The sequence below is a fragment of the Acinetobacter sp. ANC_7654 genome, assembly GCF_056779855.1.
This window is the reverse complement of sequence record NZ_JBWYIR010000016.1, coordinates 1-17674: the sequence shown is the minus strand read 5'-3', so window position 1 is coordinate 17674 and position 17674 is coordinate 1. Positions and strand designations below refer to the sequence as shown.

Here is a 17674-nt window from a genome sequence, read left to right as displayed (position 1 = left end):
GCTTTTTGGTTAATTGGCTAAAGGTAACTTGCTTGGCTTAACCATCATCTGCTTTATGAATAAAACAATCAGTAAGATTGAAATTGCAATACAGAACCAAATCACTGCATTTGTAAGCCCAAAATGGTCAGCTAAATATCCTACTGCTAGGATGGGTAGAATCGTTCCGAGATAGCCGATAAAGAGATAAGTAGACATGACGGCGGCTCGATTGTGAGGTGTGGTCATGTGATGAATAAGTCCGAAAGCCCCAAGTAAAGCTAAGCCATGTCCAATCCCAAACAGACCATCGCTTAGGAAAAATAACCAGCTAATTTTAAACTCCATACAGAGGAATAAAGCGATCACGCTCATGAAGCAAGTCATGATACCGAGTAATAGGCTGGATTGCGGTTTGATTGATCTTGAAAAAAATTGTGTCGCAGCTGAAATCAGTAAAATGACAGTAATGGCAGAACCACTAATCAGTGGACCGTGCCAAGGCAAAATGTCTTTAACAAATGAAGGAGATAGTGAGGCGTATAAACTAAATCCTGCAAAAACAGCAAATGCAGTCAAGCTCAGTATAAAAAATTGAGTGCGATCATGTGATTGTGGTGTTAATAATTTGGGAGCAAAATTAAATTTTTGCACATCAAAAGGTATAGGTTTGAGTGTAAATAGACTAAAGAAGCAAAATATTGAACCTATCACAATGGGTACATAAGGTATTACCAAAGGATATGCAAAGAATTCAGCAAAAAATCCCCCAAATAAAGGACCTAACCCAAATCCAACAGCAGTAATGATTGAGCTTAATTGTGGTGCAATTTGTTTATGGGAAGTTGGAACAGTTTGAATAAGCCCAATAAGAGCAGATGTTGTCATCAATCCAGATGCGATACCAATGATAAATCTTCCCCATGAGAGAGACATGACATCGCTCGCAAAGATAGACATTAACAAGCCAATGGTGATAAAAATGAGCCCAAGTTGCATAGTTTTTACATAACCAATGGTATTACTGGTTCTGCCCAAAAACAGTAAGGTGGTCAGGCACCCTAGCATGTAGGAAACGAAAATAAAGGTGATATCGCTCGGGTTTAACCCCCATAATTCTTGGTAAATTGGATAAAGTGGGCTAGCAAGCGCTGTTCCAATGGTGCCGATACAGAGTGCGATACTTACGAGAATAAAATCTCGCCACGATTGGTTTTCATTCATTATTTGTCTTATAGAACAGCAGTGCTGATACGAAGATTCATTAGTCTATGTCGACTGTTAAGCATGAGTCAATTATCTTCAATCAGTTAAAATTCAACTGTCATATTTGGTTTCACGTGAAACAATTTATGAGGTTTAAAATTACATAAAAACTGATCTTTGTAGAAAGTAGAAGATTAGAATAAGCAATAATATCCATCAAACATATGCTCAACTTATGTATAAAAAAATTTTAATCAGTGCTTTACTTGCACTGTCTACAAGTTCTAGTTTTGCGAATATTGAATTGCTTCAGCAAAAAATTAAAACGCAGCACCCAAAATTGAATATTCAAAATTTACAAAAAACTGAGATGAAAGGTCTCTATAGCGGATCTTTAGACAATCAGATTATTTATATTGATGAAGAAGCTAAGCATTTATTCTTTGGATCAATGATTCGTATCGAAGATCAAAAAAATCTAACACGTGATTTGGTGCTGAAACATAATTCAGTCGACTTTAAACAACTTCCACTTCAAGATGCCATTAAGACTGTAAGGGGGAATGGTAAGCGTCAGCTCGCGATCTTTTCTGACCCAAATTGTCCATATTGTAAGACGCTTGAAAATAATTTAAGCCAGTTAAAAGATGTGACAATTTATACGTTTATGTATCCAATTAAATCTCAATCGATCCAGCCCTCTAAACAAGTTTGGTGCTCCGCAAACCGTGAGTTTGCATGGAATGTCCTTTTACAAAAGAATCAACAACCAACAGCCCAAGCTGATTGTTCAAACCCTATTGAAAGAAATTTGGAACTTGGACGTCGTCTAGGTGTTCAAGGAACGCCAGCAATTATTTTTGAAAATGGATTTAAGGTAACAGGCGCTTATCCAGCTTCAGAAATTGAAAAAATTTGGAAAGAGCTGAACTTATAAAACCTAGTTCATAGAAATGAAAAAAAGCACCTTAACAAGGTGCTTTTTTTCGTTAAGATTTTTTGGTAACGAGGTTATAAATAAACAGAACGATAATTGCACCTATGACTGAAGCAATAAAACCTGCCGATGAACCTTCGGGATAAATATTAAGAAGGCGTCCACCATATGTAGCAAGTAATGAACCAGCAATACCTAATAACGTCGTGACGATGAAGCCTGCTTTATCGTCACCAGGATGAATTGCGCGAGCAATTAAACCTGCTATAAAACCGATAAGAATAGCTCCAATAAGTGAAAACATATTTGTTCTCCTTTTTATCATGAATTTTTATTGTGTCGCTCAAATATAGTTGATTATGTATCGATGTTTGAAAAGAAGAATCACGCTACATGTTGTTGTTATTTTGTTGTTTATAAAAAAAGTGGCATATGCCACTTTCTTAAAAAAATTACAGACCGATTTCACCAATGAATGGAATGTGACGGTATTTTTGATCGTAATCTAGTCCATAACCTACGATAAATTTATCTTCAACTTCAAATCCTAGAAACTCTACTTCCAAGTCGATTTCTCTTCGAGAAGGCTTACTGATCAGCGTGCAAAGTTTGATAGAGTTTGGCTCACGAGTTTCAAGGATTTCTACCACTTTACTCAGCGTATTGCCTGAATCGATGATGTCCTCTACGACAAGAACATCTTTACCACGAATTTCACCATCAAGGTCTTTTAGAATTTTAACATCACGACTAGAAGTCGTTCCACTGCCGTAACTTGAAACTGTCATAAAGTCGAGTTCGTGTGGTTTTTCAATTGTGCGGCATAGGTCTGCCATGAAAATCACTGAACCGCGAAGTAAGCCTACAAGAACCAATTCTCGATCACTATTTGCATAGTGAGCATTAATTTGATTACCAAGTTCATTAACTTTCGCTTGAATTTCTTCAGCGGAAATCAACACTTTCATGTCAATGGTCATGGGTAGATACCTAAAACAACAATTCTAAAATTAAAAAAGGTGTTGACCTGCAACACCTGAAATATGCTTCGATTTTAAAACATATCCCAGAATGTTGCACCCTTTTTAAAAAAACGAAATGTAAACTAATGGTTTATTAATGCGCATCGCGTTTTAGTACGACAGCACAAACTAAGAATACAGCACCAATCAACACATATTTTTTAATTGGGTGTTGTGGTTGAGTCTGAGCATTAGGATGCTGATTGTTGATATGCTTTTTGTCCATAAATATAAGTCGCCTCAATATTTCGATCATCACCCATGGTAAACAATGCGAAAAGTGCATCTTCAATATTTTTAGCGCGTTGTTGTCTTAATGTTTGTAATGCAGTGGCATTCAAATTTAATACAACAAAATCCGCTTCTTTTCCAATATTAAAGTTACCAAGTTTATCCTCGAGCGCTAATGCTTTTGCTCCACCTAGGGTCGCATGATAAAGCGATTCAAATGCAGATAATTTGTCGCCTTGGAGTTGTTGAACTTTATAGGCTTCATTCAGCGTTTGAAGCTGATTAAATGAAGTCCCCGCACCGATGTCTGTGCCAAGACCGACTTTGACTTGTTTATCCCAGGTTTTTTTCAATGGAAACAATCCACTTCCTAGAAAGAGGTTTGAAGTCGGGCAGAAGGCGATTGCAGAGTTTGTTTGATGCATACAATCCCATTCATGCTCTTCTAAATGAACGCAGTGAGCGAAAACAGATTTATTGCCTGTTAATCCATAGTGGTGATACACATCTAAATAGCCATTTTGCTCAGGAAAAAGCTCTTTCACCCAAGCGATTTCATTGGTGTTTTCACTCAAATGAGTATGAATATATACATCAGGATATTCAGTTTTTAACTGCCCTGCTCTTTTTAATTGTTCTGGTGTAGAGGTAGGCGCAAAGCGAGGCGTAATAGCATAAAGGTTTCGACCTTTACCATGCCATTTCTCAATCAATTCTTTGCTATCTGTATAAGCATTTTCAGCGGTGTCTATCAGTGTTTCAGGTGCATGACGATCCATCAATACTTTGCCTGCAATCAAACGCATCTGGTATTGTTCTGCCGCTTCAAATAGTGCATCAACAGATTCTTTATGAACTGTACAAAAAACCAATGCAGTCGTTGTGCCATTTTTCAGCAGCTCATTGACAAAAAAGTGTGCAATTTGGTCTGCATAAGCTTTGTCTTGAAATTGGATTTCTGTAGGAAAGGTATAAGTGTTCAGCCATTCGAGTAATTGTTCACCATACGCACCTACCATTTCAGTTTGAGGAAAGTGAATATGCGTATCGATAAAACCAGGAACAATCAGTTGATCTGGGTAATGCTCAACTTGGATAGAGGATTCAAGCTGACGGAGCTGTTGTTGCCCATCTTCCCAACGACCAAACCATTGAATTTTACCCGCTTGAGTAATCAATAAACCATCTTCTACGTAACGCACTTGGTCGTGAATTTCACGCGCTTGGGCAACCGTATTCTGAATATCTAGGAAGCGACCGCGAATCGCCGTCGATGCAACTACAGAAGACATTTAAAACCTACACTTTTAATTTTTTCGATTGATTGTAACTGATCTATCTTAATTAAACTGTATATCGTTTGCTGAGCCCCCACTCTGCGAGAATACGACGATAAGTAGTCGAAGATCGATCAGCCTCAAAATGCGCTTCCATCATTAAATCAAGTGGTAATTCTTCAGGTTTTTGCGATTCTACGATATCTTGGTCTTCGGCAAAAATTTGGGCATTAAAATCATAGACTGCTTGTAAATCTCCAGTCTGATCAAAATTACGCGTCAAAGGAATAAATAATCTGGTTTGATTGACCGATACAGGACAACACGCATTCAAGATTTTTAAAATCCCATTGTCTGGAAAATCTACAGTTAATATCGCTGAAAATGGTGGGTAAATATCAAAAGTTCTTTTCCACTCAAAACCTTCTGGCTCTAGGTGTTTCAAAGCATGCGGGTAATTACTGACACCACTAATATAAATTGTTTTTAAACCATAGTCTGTTCTCTCAGTATGGTATTTCGGTACAACTGGGTTGTTTCGATCTGCAAAAGCTTCGTGATGCACCCATGCAAAGTGAGCTACATCAATGAATCCTTCGAGTTGACGACCTGCTGAGCCTGCAATATCAACATATGGAGGTAAAATAGACTGATGATCAGGATGATCCCAAGTGTCAAGTTGGGGAATATTATTGTGTTGAAAATCACGTCCATGCAAGCTAGTCCAGACCAGTCCATATCTCAAAATTACTGGAAATTGGGTTAAACTAAAACGGTCAGATATCTTAGTTAAATCAGGTTGAGCAGGAATTTTTGTACACTTCCCTGCAAGGTCGAATCTTAGACCGTGATATCGGCAAATAATTTCTTCACCCTCTACCCATCCTTTACTTAGAGGTACACCACGATGAGGGCAGATATCACGCACTAATCGAATTTCCCCATTGTCAGTTTGGTAAATCGCCATTTTTACATCAAGTAAAATGACCTGATGTGGTGTGGTTGAAACATCTTGAATACGAGCCACTGGATACCAATATTGCGCGAGAATTTCCCAATCTTGTAAGTCGAAACTACATTGGCAAGGTGCACTGAGTGGATTTAATGCGGGAATCATATTCATCGTCATTTCCTAAAAAAAGAGCTCCGAAGAGCTGCGCTAAATTTACTGAGCTTTTTTCTTTGGAGATGATGCAAGATCTTTGCCAACCGTCTCTTAACATTTAAAATTGGAGAGCTGAGTGGAAATATTAAATTCTAATCAAAATATATAAAGTGAATTCACCCATGGACTTATATGAGAAGTTAAGCCATTTAATACGATCTAATGCAGATATCTATGAACTTTTACAGTGTTTACGGCAGATTGATAGTGCGGCCTATTTTAGTGCGGGCTTGATTCGAAATTGGATCTGGTCTTATTTACATAATCAAAATTATTCCATTTTTGAAACTGAAATTGATGTCATTTATTTTGATCCTTCAGAAAAAATGGATGAGAGACGAAATTATTTAAAGGGTGCACTTCAACATAGATATCCTAATATTCATTGGGACATTACTCAAGCTCTGGTACATCATTGGTACAGAACTGATGAAGGTGCTCAAATTGATCCATATACTTCAGTACATCATGCTATGAGTTTTTGGCCAGAAACGGCAACCGCAATCGCTATCAAATTAATGGAGAATAATCATATTGAAATCCTCGCACCTTTGGGGCTTGAAGATTTATTTACTTTAAAATTAAGGTGGAATAATCGTTTGGTTTCACGTGGAGTCTTTGAACATAGGGTTAAGTCAAAGTGTTTTTTGGAACAATGGCCTAAGTTAAGCATTGTGAATTAGATGGCTCATCTAATGATATAAATAAAGCCTTCAGATGAAGGCTTTATTGAATCCAACAAAGTTTGACCTTATAAGGTCGTTTGATGATGTTTTTTACTATAACGAATTGAAAGCCATGCTGTAATTGAAAGGGCAATCACGATAAAACTTAATGAGATCCAAATTGGCATATGGAATACGTCAAGCATAAGCATTTTGAAACCGATAAAAATTAAAATAGCCCCAAGTCCATAAGGCAAATAATGCATTTTTGAAGCGGCTCCAGACAGTAAGAAAAACATAGCCCGTAGACCGAGGATAGCCATCAAGTTAGCTGTAAGGACGATAAAAGGATCAGTGGTGACCGCAAAAATCGCTGGAATAGAATCGACTGCAAAAATAACATCAGATGCCTCGACTAAAATTAGCACTAAAAATAATGGGGTTGCCCATAGAACGCCATTTTGCCTTACGAAAAACTTATTTCCTTCCAACTGTGGAGTAATTCGCATGTGTTTACGTAGCCATTTCAGAATGGCCATATCTTCAATATTTGGATCATCCTCTTGTCCTTTAAGGAATTTAAATCCAGTGTATACAAGGAAAGCACCGAAGATATAGAGGATCCACGAAAATTCCTGAACGAACCACGCACCGATAAAAATAAAAATTGTTCTGAGAATAATAGCGCCCAATACACCATAAAGGAGTAATTGACGTTGAAGTGCAGGAGGTATAGCGAATGCAGCAAAAATCATTAGCCACACAAAGACGTTATCAATTGCGAGTGACTTTTCCAGTAAATAGCCGGCAAAATATTCCATAACTTTCGTATTGGCTACGTTTATACCAGCGGTATTTTCTAGATATAGCCATAGTCCACCACCAAAAAGTGTTGCGACAGTGACCCATGCAATACTCCAATAAGCAGCAGTTTTAACTTTAACTTCTTGACCTTCTTTTTGTTTAAAACCTAGAAAGTCAATTAAGAGCATAATCGTGACGATGCCAAAAAAAATGACATAAAGCCAAATATTGCCTATGGTTTCCATAGTGATCTCCAATACTGGCAATTGATTTTGGCATAAAAAAACCTCGACCAGTTGCCAGATAATAATTCTGAAACAACATGATCAAGGTCTTGCCTACACCATTTTGATTATGCATTTTAGATAATCGAAATGATGCTCAGATACCGACTTCTTTCAAAGTGTAATGACGATATTCTGACACAGTATTTAAGTACTGTTGGAGGAGGCTACTCCCCTTGTTCAAATTTGATAATAAATTACGTTGAAATCGTTTCATTTGATTTCGAGTGCACAAAGGATGACACACTTATAAGTTGTGTGCAAATTATTTAAATGGGTTATTAAATTTGTCTTTAAAAATTGAAATTAATAAGATTATTGCAATGATGATCAATACTACAATTGATATTAAATAGATATCCATTTCATTTACTCATTAATGTTTTAACAATAATAATACATTTATATATTAAAAAAATAACATTTAATGATTATGACTGACAATATATATTTTTGTTTTTTATAATATTTCTTTTTTTAAAATAAATTAAAGTTTTGAATTTGTAATTGATAGACAAGTTTGTCCCATTTTTTCATAGTGTTATGTAAATATGTCGTTCTAATCTATATTTAATAACGAATGATAGGATAATGATAATGTTAGAAATTAAACATCAAGAAAATGGATCAAAAGGTGAGTTTTTTATTGGTGAAGATGGCCATCATTTAGCTGAAATGACTTATTCATGGGCAGGTGAAGATAAATTTATTATTGATCATACTTGGGTTGATGATTCATTAAGAGGGCAAAACGTGGGACGTCAACTTGTTGACCGTGCGGTGGAATTAGCTCGTCAAAAGAATGTTAAAATCCTACCGCTTTGTCCATTTGCTAAATCTGTTTTCAACAAAGATGAAGCAATCCATGATGTTCTGTTTAAATAAAATCATACAGTGAGCGGTCATATGCAGTTTGAACATATCGATAGTGTGAAAGGCGGTGAGTTTTATCTCACGGACGCAGATCAATCAAGAATTGCAGAAATCAGCTATCGTTACCAAACTCCACAGATCATTATAGCTGATCATACTTGGGTCGATGATCGTTTACGTGGACAAGGAACTGCAAAGTTATTGTTAGATCGACTTGTAGAATTTGCTCGTACAGAAAAATTAAAAATTGTTCCAACTTGCTCTTATGTGGTTGTCATGTTTAAGCGTTTTCATAATGAATATCATGACGTTATCGCTTAAATATAAAAAAGCCCGCAGAGCGGGCTTTTTTATTTATTCTTTTGCTTTGAGTGCTTGAATGAGTTTTTGATGCAAACCACCAAATCCACCGTTTGACATGATCACAACGGCATCCCCCTCGCCTGCTTCATTCACGACATTTCGGATGATCTCTTCTAAAGTACGCGCTACCACAGCTTTATTCGGAGCAGCTTCAACAACAGGTTGTAGATCCCAATCTAAACCCTCAGGTTGATACCAAATCACTTCATCTGCCAATCGAGCAGAATATGCTAAACCATCTTTGTGGCTTCCCATTCGCATCGTATTTGAGCGCGGCTCAATAATAGCCCATAGTTTACGTTCGCCTAGTCGTTTACGAGCACCATCCAGTGTTGTGTCAATTGCTGTTGGGTGATGAGCAAAATCATCGAAAACTTCAATACCTCGAATGGTATCGAGGAGCTCCATACGGCGTTTTACACCACCAAAATTCGATAATGCTTCGCATGCAGTTTCAATGGAAACACCTACATGCTCTGCAGCTGCAATGGTTGCTAAAGCATTTGCAACGGAGTGTTGACCTGTCATCGACCATTGGACTGTACCTTTTACTTCGCCGTCTTTTAAGACTTGGAAATGAGTACCATCTGCAGAAAGTTGGTTTGCAGAGATAGTTGCTTGATCATGAGATTCAAGCGATGTACGGACGATCGGTGTCCAACAGCCTTGTGCCAAAACTTCATCAATATTTGATTCAGTGATTGGTGCGATGATACGGCCTTCACTTGGAATAGTACGAACCAAATGATGAAATTGTTTTTGAATGGCAGCGAGATCATCAAAGATATCTGCATGATCAAATTCAAGATTATTCAGAATAGCTGTCTTTGGATGGTAATGAACAAATTTAGATCGTTTATCAAAGAAGGCAGAGTCGTATTCATCTGCTTCTACACAGAAATATTGACCTCCGCCTAGACGAGCACTTTCTTTAAATCCAAGTGGTACACCACCAATTAAAAAGCCCGGTTCCAAGCCCGCTTGATCTAATACCCAAGCTAACATCGTGGTAGTGGTTGTTTTTCCGTGTGTACCAGCAACCCCTAATACATGTTTACCTTGTAGCACATGGTCGGCAAGGAACTGTGGTCCAGAGATATAGGGTAAACCCTGATTTAGCATGTATTCAACGGCGTCAATTCCACGTTTCATGGCATTACCAACGATCACTAAATCTGGGTGTGGTTGAAAATGACTACGGTCATAACCTTGCATTAAGGTAATACCCGCATTTTCAAGTTGTGTCGACATAGGTGGATACACATTTTGGTCCGAGCCTGTCACTGTGTGCCCTAGGTCTCGAGCTAACAGTGCTAACGATCCCATAAAGGTGCCACAGATTCCCAAAATATGCAGATGCATGATGATTTACTCCACTACTCTTTTCGACACAAACATCTTTTTGGTGCTGTTGTCATGTGTTATTTGATTTGATGTCAACGATAACAAGGGTCTTGGTGAAAAGATAGTGATTATTAGAAGCCATTCCGTAAAATTTTGCAGAAATAAATTTTTAAACTTATGAGCTAAAATATATGAATATTTTTAATCTAGTATGATGAAACGAAATGATTTAATCGTAGAATAACGCGGACGATTTAACTTGAGATTTAAATGATTTATTTACCTTTATTGCTTCTGATTTTAGCAAATTGCTTTATGACTTTGGCGTGGTATGGTCATTTAAAATTTTTGCCGCATGATGCCCCTTTATGGCAAGCCATTCTATTTAGTTGGATCATTGCATTATTCGAATACAGCTTAATGATTCCTGCAACCAAGATGCTGGCTCAAAATGGCTGGGCTGTGGGACAAATGAAAATCACTCAGGAAGTCGTTACGCTATTGGTATTTGTTCCTTTCATGATTTTCATGTTTAAACAGCCTTTCAAATTAGATTATGTATGGGCTGCACTTTGCTTATGTGGTTGTGTCTATTTTGTATTTAGAACACCATGATTCAAAAGGATGAAGATTAACTAAAGTTATTTTCATATTCCCGAACTAATCTTTGACGATCAGGTTCAAAATCAAAATGTTTTAAGCAGCGTGCCAAGATTTCATGTGCCATTTCATGAGCAGCTTCCCGTAGTTCCGGTTCAGATACATTTTTTTCAATCATGGATAAGCATTTAATTATTCTTTGATTTAATTCGATATTACTTATACAGTCCCGTGCCATCGGTGCAAAGCTACTGCTAATAAACTCACGAATATCAAACATATCGACACTGATATTCGAGAAATTAAAAGTTTTCTGTTCTGGATCTGGCTGACTATCAATAATAATCCGCGTTAAGGCATTGATCGCACTAATTGCTGAACCCACATCATTAATTGCAGCTGACATCGCTTTTTGTCCAACCTCGCTCATGACCAATAAACCAAATCTTGGGTCTTGTAAAAAGCTACGGTTCGTTTCGATAATTACGTATTCATGAATTTGTTGTTCTAAATTTTTTAATTCTTCATCATCTATTAGATTTTCTGCAAAGACTTCAATCAGAACCAGTGATGGGTCTACAAATTTCCCAGGAAGAAAAGCAAGATGAATATGTGCATTGTGAGTTTGAGCAAGAAGATTTAAGGACTCAATATCAAAATGAGTAAAATAACCTGTCTGTTTTGGGTGTATTTTGAGTTGGCTTTCGCTCAATGGTTTTTGTCCAGAAGCGCCAAAGTTGGGATGTGTACGAAATGTACTTAAAGCTTGAGATGCTGCTGTTTCAATTTTAGAAATAGCATTGGTTAGTGTGCCAAGTTGAGACAATGTTTGTACCCAGCGAATTAATGTCACAATCAAATAAATAAGAACCAAAATGGTACTTACGAATAAGACAAATCGACCCGAAACTCCATAATATTGTAAACCTAAAGCGATTTTTGCGATGACGGCATAGATAAATGCGGAAATAAAACTGGTAATTGCGAGACGAGTATTATCATCATTCATCATCAGCTTATAAGCACGTGGCGTACCACTCGATGAAGCTGAAGCAAATGCGGCGACCATAATCGAAAGTGAAAATGTAGTGACCGCCAGCATACTCGAAGCAATGATATCCAGTAGGCTACTTAGTGTTTCAATACTGATATTTGGAACCGCGTGTGATGGAATAAAATAACGACTTGCAGTTGCAAATAAAGAGAAAAAAATCGCTAATAAAGCTCCAAGTGCTGGTGTAAACCATAAATTTTCTGCAGGGTTATTCCACCATAATTTCAGTTTAAACCACATTCTATATTCTCCTTTTTATTTTTTAATTTGAATGGCTTAGTTCAGTTTAATCCAAATTCAATTTCAATTTATCTTGAATGAGCCAGATGTTTAAGGTGGATGAGGCAGAACAATGACCAATCATAAAATTCATTTTTATGTCTATTAACAAGTATATATTTTTAATCCTTATTTTATCAGCTTAACTTTAGACCTATTCATTTTCAGTCTATAATAGTGAGTTCTTATTAAAGCTTGGCTCTCGTCGAGATTTATCTCTCTTACTTTAATCTCTGGAAACATTGCAATGAATGCGGCCGCTTCACAAGACACTCCTCTCGTTGGAATTATCATGGGCTCTCAGTCAGACTGGGCGACACTCGAACACACTGCCAATATGTTGAATCAGCTTGGTGTACCCTTTGAAGCGGAAGTTGTTTCAGCACACCGTACGCCAGATCGTTTGTTTGAATATGCTGAGCAAGCTCGTGATCGTGGTATCCAAGTGATTATTGCGGGTGCTGGTGGTGCAGCGCATTTACCGGGTATGTGCGCAGCGAAGACTGATCTTCCTGTTCTAGGTGTGCCGGTTAAATCTTCGATCTTGAATGGTGTTGATTCATTGCTTTCCATTGTACAAATGCCAGCAGGTATTGCTGTCGGTACATTGGCAATTGGTCCTGCAGGTGCGACCAATGCTGCGATTATGGCGGCACAAATTTTAGGTTTAACTCGCCCAGATATTGCAAAGAATGTAGCCGATTTTCGCTTAGCGCAAACTGAGAAAGTTGCGAGTAAAAATATTCCTGGTCAAGCTTAATTCGAGAGAAATCTTATGGATAAAACCATCGGTATTTTTGGTGGCGGTCAATTGGGTCGAATGATGGCGCAGGCGGCACTTCCATTAAATATTCAATGTACTTTTTTTGAAGCAAGTACAGACTGCCCTTCTGCTGCTTTGGGTCCAGTGATCTCAACTCAAGCTAAAAATGGCTTACAGGATTTCATTAATAGTGCAGAAGTCTTTTCTTTAGAATTTGAAAATACGCCATTGTCAGATGTAGATGTATTAACTGAAACCAAGCAACTGCATCCCCCGCGTCAGGCTTTAGCGATTGCTCAGCATCGCTTGTCTGAAAAAGCGTTATTTGATGAGTTAGATATTCCAGTAGCACCTTACAAAGCGGTGACATCACTAGAAAGTTTACAAAACGCGGTCGCTGAACTTGGTCTTCCAATCGTACTAAAAACTTCACGTGGTGGTTATGATGGTAAAGGTCAGTTTGTCTTACGCACTGCGGATCAAATTGATCAAGCATGGGCGGAACTTGGTCCTGCGGGTGAATTGATTGCTGAAAGTTTTGTGACTTTCTCGCGTGAAGTGTCAATCATTGCAGTACGTGGTCAGAATGGTGATGTGAAAACATGGCCATTGGCTGAGAACCACCATCACAATGGTATCTTATCGCACTCGATTGTCCCTGCACCGAACAGTGTAGATCTACAACCTGTAGCACAAGATTACATCACTCGCTTGCTTAACCATTTGAACTATGTCGGTGTGCTGACGCTTGAGCTATTTGTGACGGACAAAGGCTTATATGCCAATGAGATGGCGCCACGTGTACATAACTCAGGTCATTGGTCGATTGAAGGTGCTGTGTGCTCTCAGTTTGAAAACCATATCCGTGCTGTTGCAGGCTTACCTTTGGGTTCAACTGAGATGATTCGTCCAACGGTATTGGTGAACATTATTGGTCAGCATCCAAAGACTGAAGATGTGTTGGCTTTAGAGGGTGCACATTTGCACCTTTATAACAAGTCAGAACGTGAAGGTCGAAAAATTGGTCATATTACCTTAATGCCAATCGATAGCTCAGAATTGACTACACTCTGTCGCCAATTGTCGAAAATTTTACCAAACCCATTAGCATTAAGTGAAGATATGACCATCTAGACTTTAAGTTGCTGATAAAAAAAGCGATCACACGAGTGGTCGCTTTTTTATTTATCTTGTTTAAGGCATGATTGCGCCTCTTTAAAAATCACTTGCCATTGGTCGGATGAAATTTTAAAAAAATTGCATAATAATTATACTATTAGTTCTGATTAGAATACATATTTTGAACTGTGTATAAGTTTGATTATGGCTATGTGAGCCATCTTAACTTTGAATTCAAAGTGGGTTTAAATTCAAAATAATAGGCTTGCAGGATATTTTGAATTCAAAGTTACTATTGAGGTTTGAATTCAAAAATGTATTTAAAGATTTATATCTAAATTCTTATCTATTGAGTAAATTAAATTATTTTAATATTTATAATTTTCAATGATTTAGGTTGATTTGTAGTATTGGATGACTGTGGATAAGTTTTTTGAATTTAAATGTTGTGTGGCGGTTTAAATTTAAATTCAATAACAAATAAATTTGAAACTAGGTTGTGGATAAGTTTTTAAATTTAAATTTTCAAAATAAATTTAAAAAAGTAGAAAGTATGAATTTAAATTTACGATTCGATGCTTTAATTTTTAGAGTGAGCTGTTAAGGTAAAGACATAATTCCAACATTTTAGAATTACAGGGTCTTATGCAACGGCTTGCACTCACGATAGGTTCATTTTTTTTAGCGATATCTCAAACTCATGCTGAGTTGATTATTAATGGTCAGTCTGTGACAGCCTCGCCATCCATGACGCCAACTGTGTCATCCGCTCCTAATTTTCAGCAATGCATCTCGAATTTAAAATCACAAGCGATCACTAGAGGGGTTAGTTCGGCGACGTATGATCGTTACACGCAGAATTTAACTCCTGACTATTCTGTGATTGAACGTTTAAATTATCAGCCTGAATTTTCGACGCCAATTTGGGATTATTTGTCAGGTTTAGTTGATGATGAACGTGTTCAATTGGGGCAACAGAAACTTCGACAGCATCGAGAAACACTTGACCGTGTAAGTGTGGCTTATGGCATTCCAGCTGAAATGGTGGTTGCAGTTTGGGGAGTTGAGAGTAACTATGGTGATATTTCTGGACGCTATCCATTACTTCAAGCTTTGGGAACTTTAAGCTGTGAGGGGCGCCGTCAATCGTATTTTAGAGGTGAATTTTTTACCACCATGAAACTTTTACAGCGTGGTGATGTTTGGGAAGAACAATTGAGAGGATCGTGGGCAGGGGCTTTTGGTCATACTCAGTTTATGCCTTCAACCTATGATGAGCTTGCTGTAGATTTTGATGGTGATGGGCGACGTGATCTAGTCTCGAGTATTCCAGATGCTTTGGCTTCAACAGCAAATTTTTTGAAGAAAAGAGGATGGCAAACTGGTCAACCTTGGGGATTTGAAGTGCAGATTCCTGCAGGAATGTCAGTTGTAGGTGAGGGGCGACGTAATAAGAAAGCATTGTCTTATTGGGTCAATCAAGGATTGAATAGAGTGGATGGCTCCCCTTTAATTCAGGGTAATCTTTCTGCATCTTCTCAAGCTGGGTTGCTTGCGCCTGCTGGCAGTGCTGGGCCGGTCTTTCTAGTATTTAAAAATTTTGATGCTATATATAGTTATAACGCAGCAGAAAGTTATGCGTTGGCAATCGCACATTTATCAGATCGATTGCAAGGAAAAGCTAAAATTGCAAAAGCTTGGCCGACTGATGATCCTGGTACATCAAGAGCAGAACGCCGAGAAATTCAACGCTATTTAATCCGGCGCGGTTACGATATTGGTGCGATTGATGGTTTAATTGGGGATAAAACTCGACAGGCAATTCGTCAAGAGCAAACCCGATTGGGCTTAAATCCTACAGGTCGAGCGGGACAGCAGATATTGAGTGCATTTAGAAATGAGCAGGCTCAGCTGATGATGCAATAAATAGGTTCTCGGATTAAAAAAGGTCAACATAGGTTGACCTTTTTTTGTGATGATGTTTCTAAATAATAGAGCGATCGATTTTAACAGCATCGAGTAAGTCAAAAATGACTAAGGTTACATCTTGACTTAATTCTCGATCGTTAAAAATTTCATAAGCTGTAATGGTGACATCTGTATCGCTTGGAAGCTGGCGTTGTTCCTCTTCAATTAAATCTTGAATAGGTAATAATGTTTGCTTAATTTGAATATGTAAGACGTCTTCGAATTTAATGTTCTCATCATCGAGTTCGATGAGTTGTTTATTGAAATATGGCAGTAAAATTGAGTAGAGATAAGGTTGAAGCTCGACAATATCAAATATTTCAATATCACGAGTTTCCTCGATCGTGCTGATATGATCATTTACCTCAAGAATAATATGATAATAACTCACGTCTCTCTCCTCTGATTAATTTTAAAATACCTTAACACGAATTCAAAACTATTCAATTAAATCCGTAATTTAATTATGGGATTGAGCTGTGGCGCTGATTTTATCGACTTTTTAGCAGTTCGAGGTCGGCAGTAGTCAATTTAAAATTGGAGAAATTCTGCTTTTCTAGAATTGGATACATTAAGGCATTGGGGTCATTAGTATGCTGAAGACCTAATGCATGGCCAAATTCGTGAGCTAATGTGATTCGAAGCTCATCTATAGATTGAAATTCATAAATATTGATTTCACGACCATTAAACTCGCCTTTGTGGAACATTTTGGCTTGAAAAACTTGGTTAAACTCATTAATAGCTTTACGTTGTTGGTGTTGGGATTGGTTGAATTTTTCAACTTTATCGTTGAGTTCTGTTCGTAAGATGTTAAATCGTTCAATATTGCTTTCAATCCCAAGCTTCTGCTGTGTGAGCCGTGTCTTAGAGTTATTGATCTGCTGAAGTTGTGAATCTGTAATAGATGTGTTTAAGCCATTAATGTGGTGGACGAAATTATTATGTTGATCTAGATCATTACTATAGTTGTGTTGCTGCTGTTCAATTTGCTGTTTTAAAAATTCAAGTTGTTGTGATTCTTGCTCTAGCTGTAATCTCATTTGGTCGGCTAATGATTTGCTATTTTCAAATTGCTTTAGCGTATGTTTTCTATAATTGGATTCATTTTGACGTTCATCAAAAATGAGATTAATTGTAAGACGAGCATTGGGGTCGTAAACGAAATACTTTTGTTGAGTTTGATTTTCCCAGATATTCGCTGCCTCTTGAGTTATTTGGCGTAATGCCTCTGTATCAAGTTGAAATCTTGGGTCAATAAACCCAATACGATATCTTAGGCGTTGATCAATGGGGTGTTGAAGCCGATCTAAAGTTGAATTGTGATTTAATTGAGGATGAATAAAACGTTGTACAGCAAAATATGCAACGCATAAAAAGGAAAAGATCAGAATAATGGAGCGCATCATGCGAGCAATTCAACTTAATTTTTATTCAATGTAGCCTAAAAAAACATTTTGGAAAATAAAACATCAAAATATATGAGCTCCAGTGTGTATAAAAATGAAAATTATTCGTAAAATTTAAATGAATGATGAAAATAAATATGAATAATGATTAAAAAATGAGTGAAAATTCATGTTTTTCATCTTTTTAGTCGAAAAAAGCAACACCCGTTGAAAATAAGTGAAATAAGGGGTTGCAAGGGAGGAAAAAATCTATAGAATGCACCCCATACCGACGAGATACACGGAAACGAGCGAAGCAGGTTGCTGAGTTGTTAAGTGTTTCGAGTCCAGCT

General features: G+C 37.4%; 19 protein-coding genes. 8 read left to right on the top strand and 11 right to left on the bottom strand.

All coding sequences use genetic code 11. The annotated features are described in order from the left end of the window. Positions 1-9: 9 nt before the first annotated feature. Positions 10-1203 (bottom strand): MFS transporter, encoded by a 1194-nt coding sequence (locus AC1M86_RS14365; RefSeq protein WP_092768718.1) that lies wholly within the window; start codon positions 1201-1203, stop codon positions 10-12. A 217-nt stretch (positions 1204-1420) separates the two neighbouring features. On the opposite strand from AC1M86_RS14365, the gene AC1M86_RS14360 reads away from it, so the two are divergent. Further along, positions 1421-2122: a DsbC family protein gene (locus AC1M86_RS14360; RefSeq protein ID WP_481608233.1), complete on the top strand. Its 702-nt coding sequence runs from the start codon at positions 1421-1423 to the stop codon at positions 2120-2122. A gap of 52 nt (positions 2123-2174) precedes the next feature. Here AC1M86_RS14360 and AC1M86_RS14355 read toward each other — a convergent pair whose 3' ends face one another. From AC1M86_RS14355 to AC1M86_RS14335, 5 genes are all read right to left on the bottom strand, one after another. Continuing rightward, positions 2175-2426 carry a GlsB/YeaQ/YmgE family stress response membrane protein gene (locus AC1M86_RS14355; RefSeq protein WP_035268591.1) on the bottom strand — a complete coding sequence of 84 codons (252 nt, stop codon included), beginning with the start codon at positions 2424-2426 and terminating at the stop codon, positions 2175-2177. 148 nt (positions 2427-2574) lie between these two features. Further along, complete coding sequence (hpt, locus tag AC1M86_RS14350; RefSeq protein WP_035268589.1) at positions 2575-3102, bottom strand: hypoxanthine phosphoribosyltransferase; 528 nt, start codon at positions 3100-3102, stop codon at positions 2575-2577. A gap of 136 nt (positions 3103-3238) precedes the next feature. After that, positions 3239-3370: a hypothetical protein gene (locus AC1M86_RS14345; protein ID WP_257219949.1), complete on the bottom strand. Its 132-nt coding sequence runs from the start codon at positions 3368-3370 to the stop codon at positions 3239-3241. Then, complete coding sequence (gene guaD, locus AC1M86_RS14340) at positions 3336-4667, bottom strand: guanine deaminase (protein ID WP_481593978.1); 1332 nt, start codon at positions 4665-4667, stop codon at positions 3336-3338. The genes AC1M86_RS14345 and guaD overlap by 35 nt, the downstream gene beginning before the upstream one ends. Positions 4668-4719: 52 nt before the next feature. Then, complete coding sequence (locus AC1M86_RS14335) at positions 4720-5775, bottom strand: Rieske 2Fe-2S domain-containing protein (protein WP_481608232.1); 1056 nt, start codon at positions 5773-5775, stop codon at positions 4720-4722. 164 nt (positions 5776-5939) lie between these two features. On the opposite strand from AC1M86_RS14335, the gene AC1M86_RS14330 reads away from it, so the two are divergent. Continuing rightward, positions 5940-6500 carry a nucleotidyltransferase family protein gene (locus AC1M86_RS14330; protein ID WP_481608231.1) on the top strand — a complete coding sequence of 187 codons (561 nt, stop codon included), beginning with the start codon at positions 5940-5942 and terminating at the stop codon, positions 6498-6500. Between the two features lie 68 nt (positions 6501-6568). Here AC1M86_RS14330 and AC1M86_RS14325 read toward each other — a convergent pair whose 3' ends face one another. Continuing rightward, positions 6569-7531 carry a TerC family protein gene (locus tag AC1M86_RS14325; protein ID WP_481588063.1) on the bottom strand — a complete coding sequence of 321 codons (963 nt, stop codon included), beginning with the start codon at positions 7529-7531 and terminating at the stop codon, positions 6569-6571. A 636-nt stretch (positions 7532-8167) separates the two neighbouring features. On the opposite strand from AC1M86_RS14325, the gene AC1M86_RS14320 reads away from it, so the two are divergent. Together AC1M86_RS14320 and AC1M86_RS14315 are read left to right on the top strand one after the other, a co-directional pair. Next, positions 8168-8455, top strand: coding sequence for a GNAT family N-acetyltransferase (locus tag AC1M86_RS14320; protein WP_035268578.1), 288 nt, complete (start codon positions 8168-8170; stop codon positions 8453-8455). Between the two features lie 21 nt (positions 8456-8476). Further along, positions 8477-8764: a GNAT family N-acetyltransferase gene (locus AC1M86_RS14315; RefSeq protein ID WP_035268576.1), complete on the top strand. Its 288-nt coding sequence runs from the start codon at positions 8477-8479 to the stop codon at positions 8762-8764. A 33-nt stretch (positions 8765-8797) separates the two neighbouring features. Here the strand turns inward: AC1M86_RS14315 and mpl are convergent, their stop codons facing one another. After that, the gene (gene mpl, locus AC1M86_RS14310; RefSeq protein ID WP_481608230.1) at positions 8798-10168 is read right to left on the bottom strand and encodes a UDP-N-acetylmuramate:L-alanyl-gamma-D-glutamyl-meso-diaminopimelate ligase; all 1371 of its coding nucleotides are present in this window, start codon (positions 10166-10168) and stop codon (positions 8798-8800) included. Positions 10169-10420: 252 nt separating this feature from the next. Here mpl and AC1M86_RS14305 point away from each other — a divergent pair, with 252 nt between their 5' ends. Continuing rightward, the gene (locus AC1M86_RS14305) at positions 10421-10765 is read left to right on the top strand and encodes a DMT family protein (RefSeq protein ID WP_035270328.1); all 345 of its coding nucleotides are present in this window, start codon (positions 10421-10423) and stop codon (positions 10763-10765) included. A 16-nt stretch (positions 10766-10781) separates the two neighbouring features. Here AC1M86_RS14305 and AC1M86_RS14300 read toward each other — a convergent pair whose 3' ends face one another. After that, positions 10782-12044, bottom strand: coding sequence for a DUF2254 domain-containing protein (locus AC1M86_RS14300; protein WP_481608229.1), 1263 nt, complete (start codon positions 12042-12044; stop codon positions 10782-10784). Between the two features lie 286 nt (positions 12045-12330). Here AC1M86_RS14300 and purE point away from each other — a divergent pair, with 286 nt between their 5' ends. The 3 genes from purE to AC1M86_RS14285 all read left to right on the top strand — a co-directional run bounded on the left by purE (position 12331) and on the right by AC1M86_RS14285 (position 15891). Then, entirely contained in the window at positions 12331-12843 is a 513-nt protein-coding gene (gene purE / locus AC1M86_RS14295; RefSeq protein WP_035270333.1) for a 5-(carboxyamino)imidazole ribonucleotide mutase, read from the top strand. A 15-nt stretch (positions 12844-12858) separates the two neighbouring features. After that, positions 12859-13980, top strand: coding sequence for a 5-(carboxyamino)imidazole ribonucleotide synthase (locus tag AC1M86_RS14290; RefSeq protein WP_481588067.1), 1122 nt, complete (start codon positions 12859-12861; stop codon positions 13978-13980). Between the two features lie 630 nt (positions 13981-14610). Beyond that, a complete protein-coding gene (locus tag AC1M86_RS14285; protein WP_481608228.1) occupies positions 14611-15891 on the top strand; it encodes a lytic murein transglycosylase in 1281 nt (426 codons plus the stop codon). Positions 15892-15949: 58 nt separating this feature from the next. Here the strand turns inward: AC1M86_RS14285 and AC1M86_RS14280 are convergent, their stop codons facing one another. Together AC1M86_RS14280 and AC1M86_RS14275 are read right to left on the bottom strand one after the other, a co-directional pair. Further along, entirely contained in the window at positions 15950-16324 is a 375-nt protein-coding gene (locus AC1M86_RS14280) for a hypothetical protein (protein WP_035270344.1), read from the bottom strand. Between the two features lie 100 nt (positions 16325-16424). Then, positions 16425-17342, bottom strand: a complete 918-nt coding sequence (locus AC1M86_RS14275) for a matrixin family metalloprotease (protein ID WP_481596648.1) — start codon at positions 17340-17342, stop codon at positions 16425-16427. Positions 17343-17674 lie beyond the last annotated feature (332 nt).

Excerpts from the sequence above, each read along its gene's own strand:
- AC1M86_RS14365 (WP_092768718.1), bottom strand. The coding sequence starts at position 1,203 with ATGAATGAAAACCAATCGTGGCGAGATTTTATTCTCGTAAGTATCGCA.
- AC1M86_RS14360 (WP_481608233.1), top strand. The coding sequence starts at position 1,421 with ATGTATAAAAAAATTTTAATCAGTGCTTTACTTGCACTGTCTACAAGT.
- AC1M86_RS14355 (WP_035268591.1), bottom strand. The coding sequence starts at position 2,426 with ATGTTTTCACTTATTGGAGCTATTCTTATCGGTTTTATAGCAGGTTTA.
- hpt (WP_035268589.1), bottom strand. The coding sequence starts at position 3,102 with ATGACCATTGACATGAAAGTGTTGATTTCCGCTGAAGAAATTCAAGCG.
- AC1M86_RS14345 (WP_257219949.1), bottom strand. The coding sequence starts at position 3,370 with ATGGACAAAAAGCATATCAACAATCAGCATCCTAATGCTCAGACTCAA.
- guaD (WP_481593978.1), bottom strand. The coding sequence starts at position 4,667 with ATGTCTTCTGTAGTTGCATCGACGGCGATTCGCGGTCGCTTCCTAGAT.
- AC1M86_RS14335 (WP_481608232.1), bottom strand. The coding sequence starts at position 5,775 with ATGAATATGATTCCCGCATTAAATCCACTCAGTGCACCTTGCCAATGT.
- AC1M86_RS14330 (WP_481608231.1), top strand. The coding sequence starts at position 5,940 with ATGGACTTATATGAGAAGTTAAGCCATTTAATACGATCTAATGCAGAT.
- AC1M86_RS14325 (WP_481588063.1), bottom strand. The coding sequence starts at position 7,531 with ATGGAAACCATAGGCAATATTTGGCTTTATGTCATTTTTTTTGGCATC.
- AC1M86_RS14320 (WP_035268578.1), top strand. The coding sequence starts at position 8,168 with ATGTTAGAAATTAAACATCAAGAAAATGGATCAAAAGGTGAGTTTTTT.
- AC1M86_RS14315 (WP_035268576.1), top strand. The coding sequence starts at position 8,477 with ATGCAGTTTGAACATATCGATAGTGTGAAAGGCGGTGAGTTTTATCTC.
- mpl (WP_481608230.1), bottom strand. The coding sequence starts at position 10,168 with ATGCATCTGCATATTTTGGGAATCTGTGGCACCTTTATGGGATCGTTA.
- AC1M86_RS14305 (WP_035270328.1), top strand. The coding sequence starts at position 10,421 with ATGATTTATTTACCTTTATTGCTTCTGATTTTAGCAAATTGCTTTATG.
- AC1M86_RS14300 (WP_481608229.1), bottom strand. The coding sequence starts at position 12,044 with ATGTGGTTTAAACTGAAATTATGGTGGAATAACCCTGCAGAAAATTTA.
- purE (WP_035270333.1), top strand. The coding sequence starts at position 12,331 with ATGAATGCGGCCGCTTCACAAGACACTCCTCTCGTTGGAATTATCATG.
- AC1M86_RS14290 (WP_481588067.1), top strand. The coding sequence starts at position 12,859 with ATGGATAAAACCATCGGTATTTTTGGTGGCGGTCAATTGGGTCGAATG.
- AC1M86_RS14285 (WP_481608228.1), top strand. The coding sequence starts at position 14,611 with ATGCAACGGCTTGCACTCACGATAGGTTCATTTTTTTTAGCGATATCT.
- AC1M86_RS14275 (WP_481596648.1), bottom strand. The coding sequence starts at position 17,342 with ATGATGCGCTCCATTATTCTGATCTTTTCCTTTTTATGCGTTGCATAT.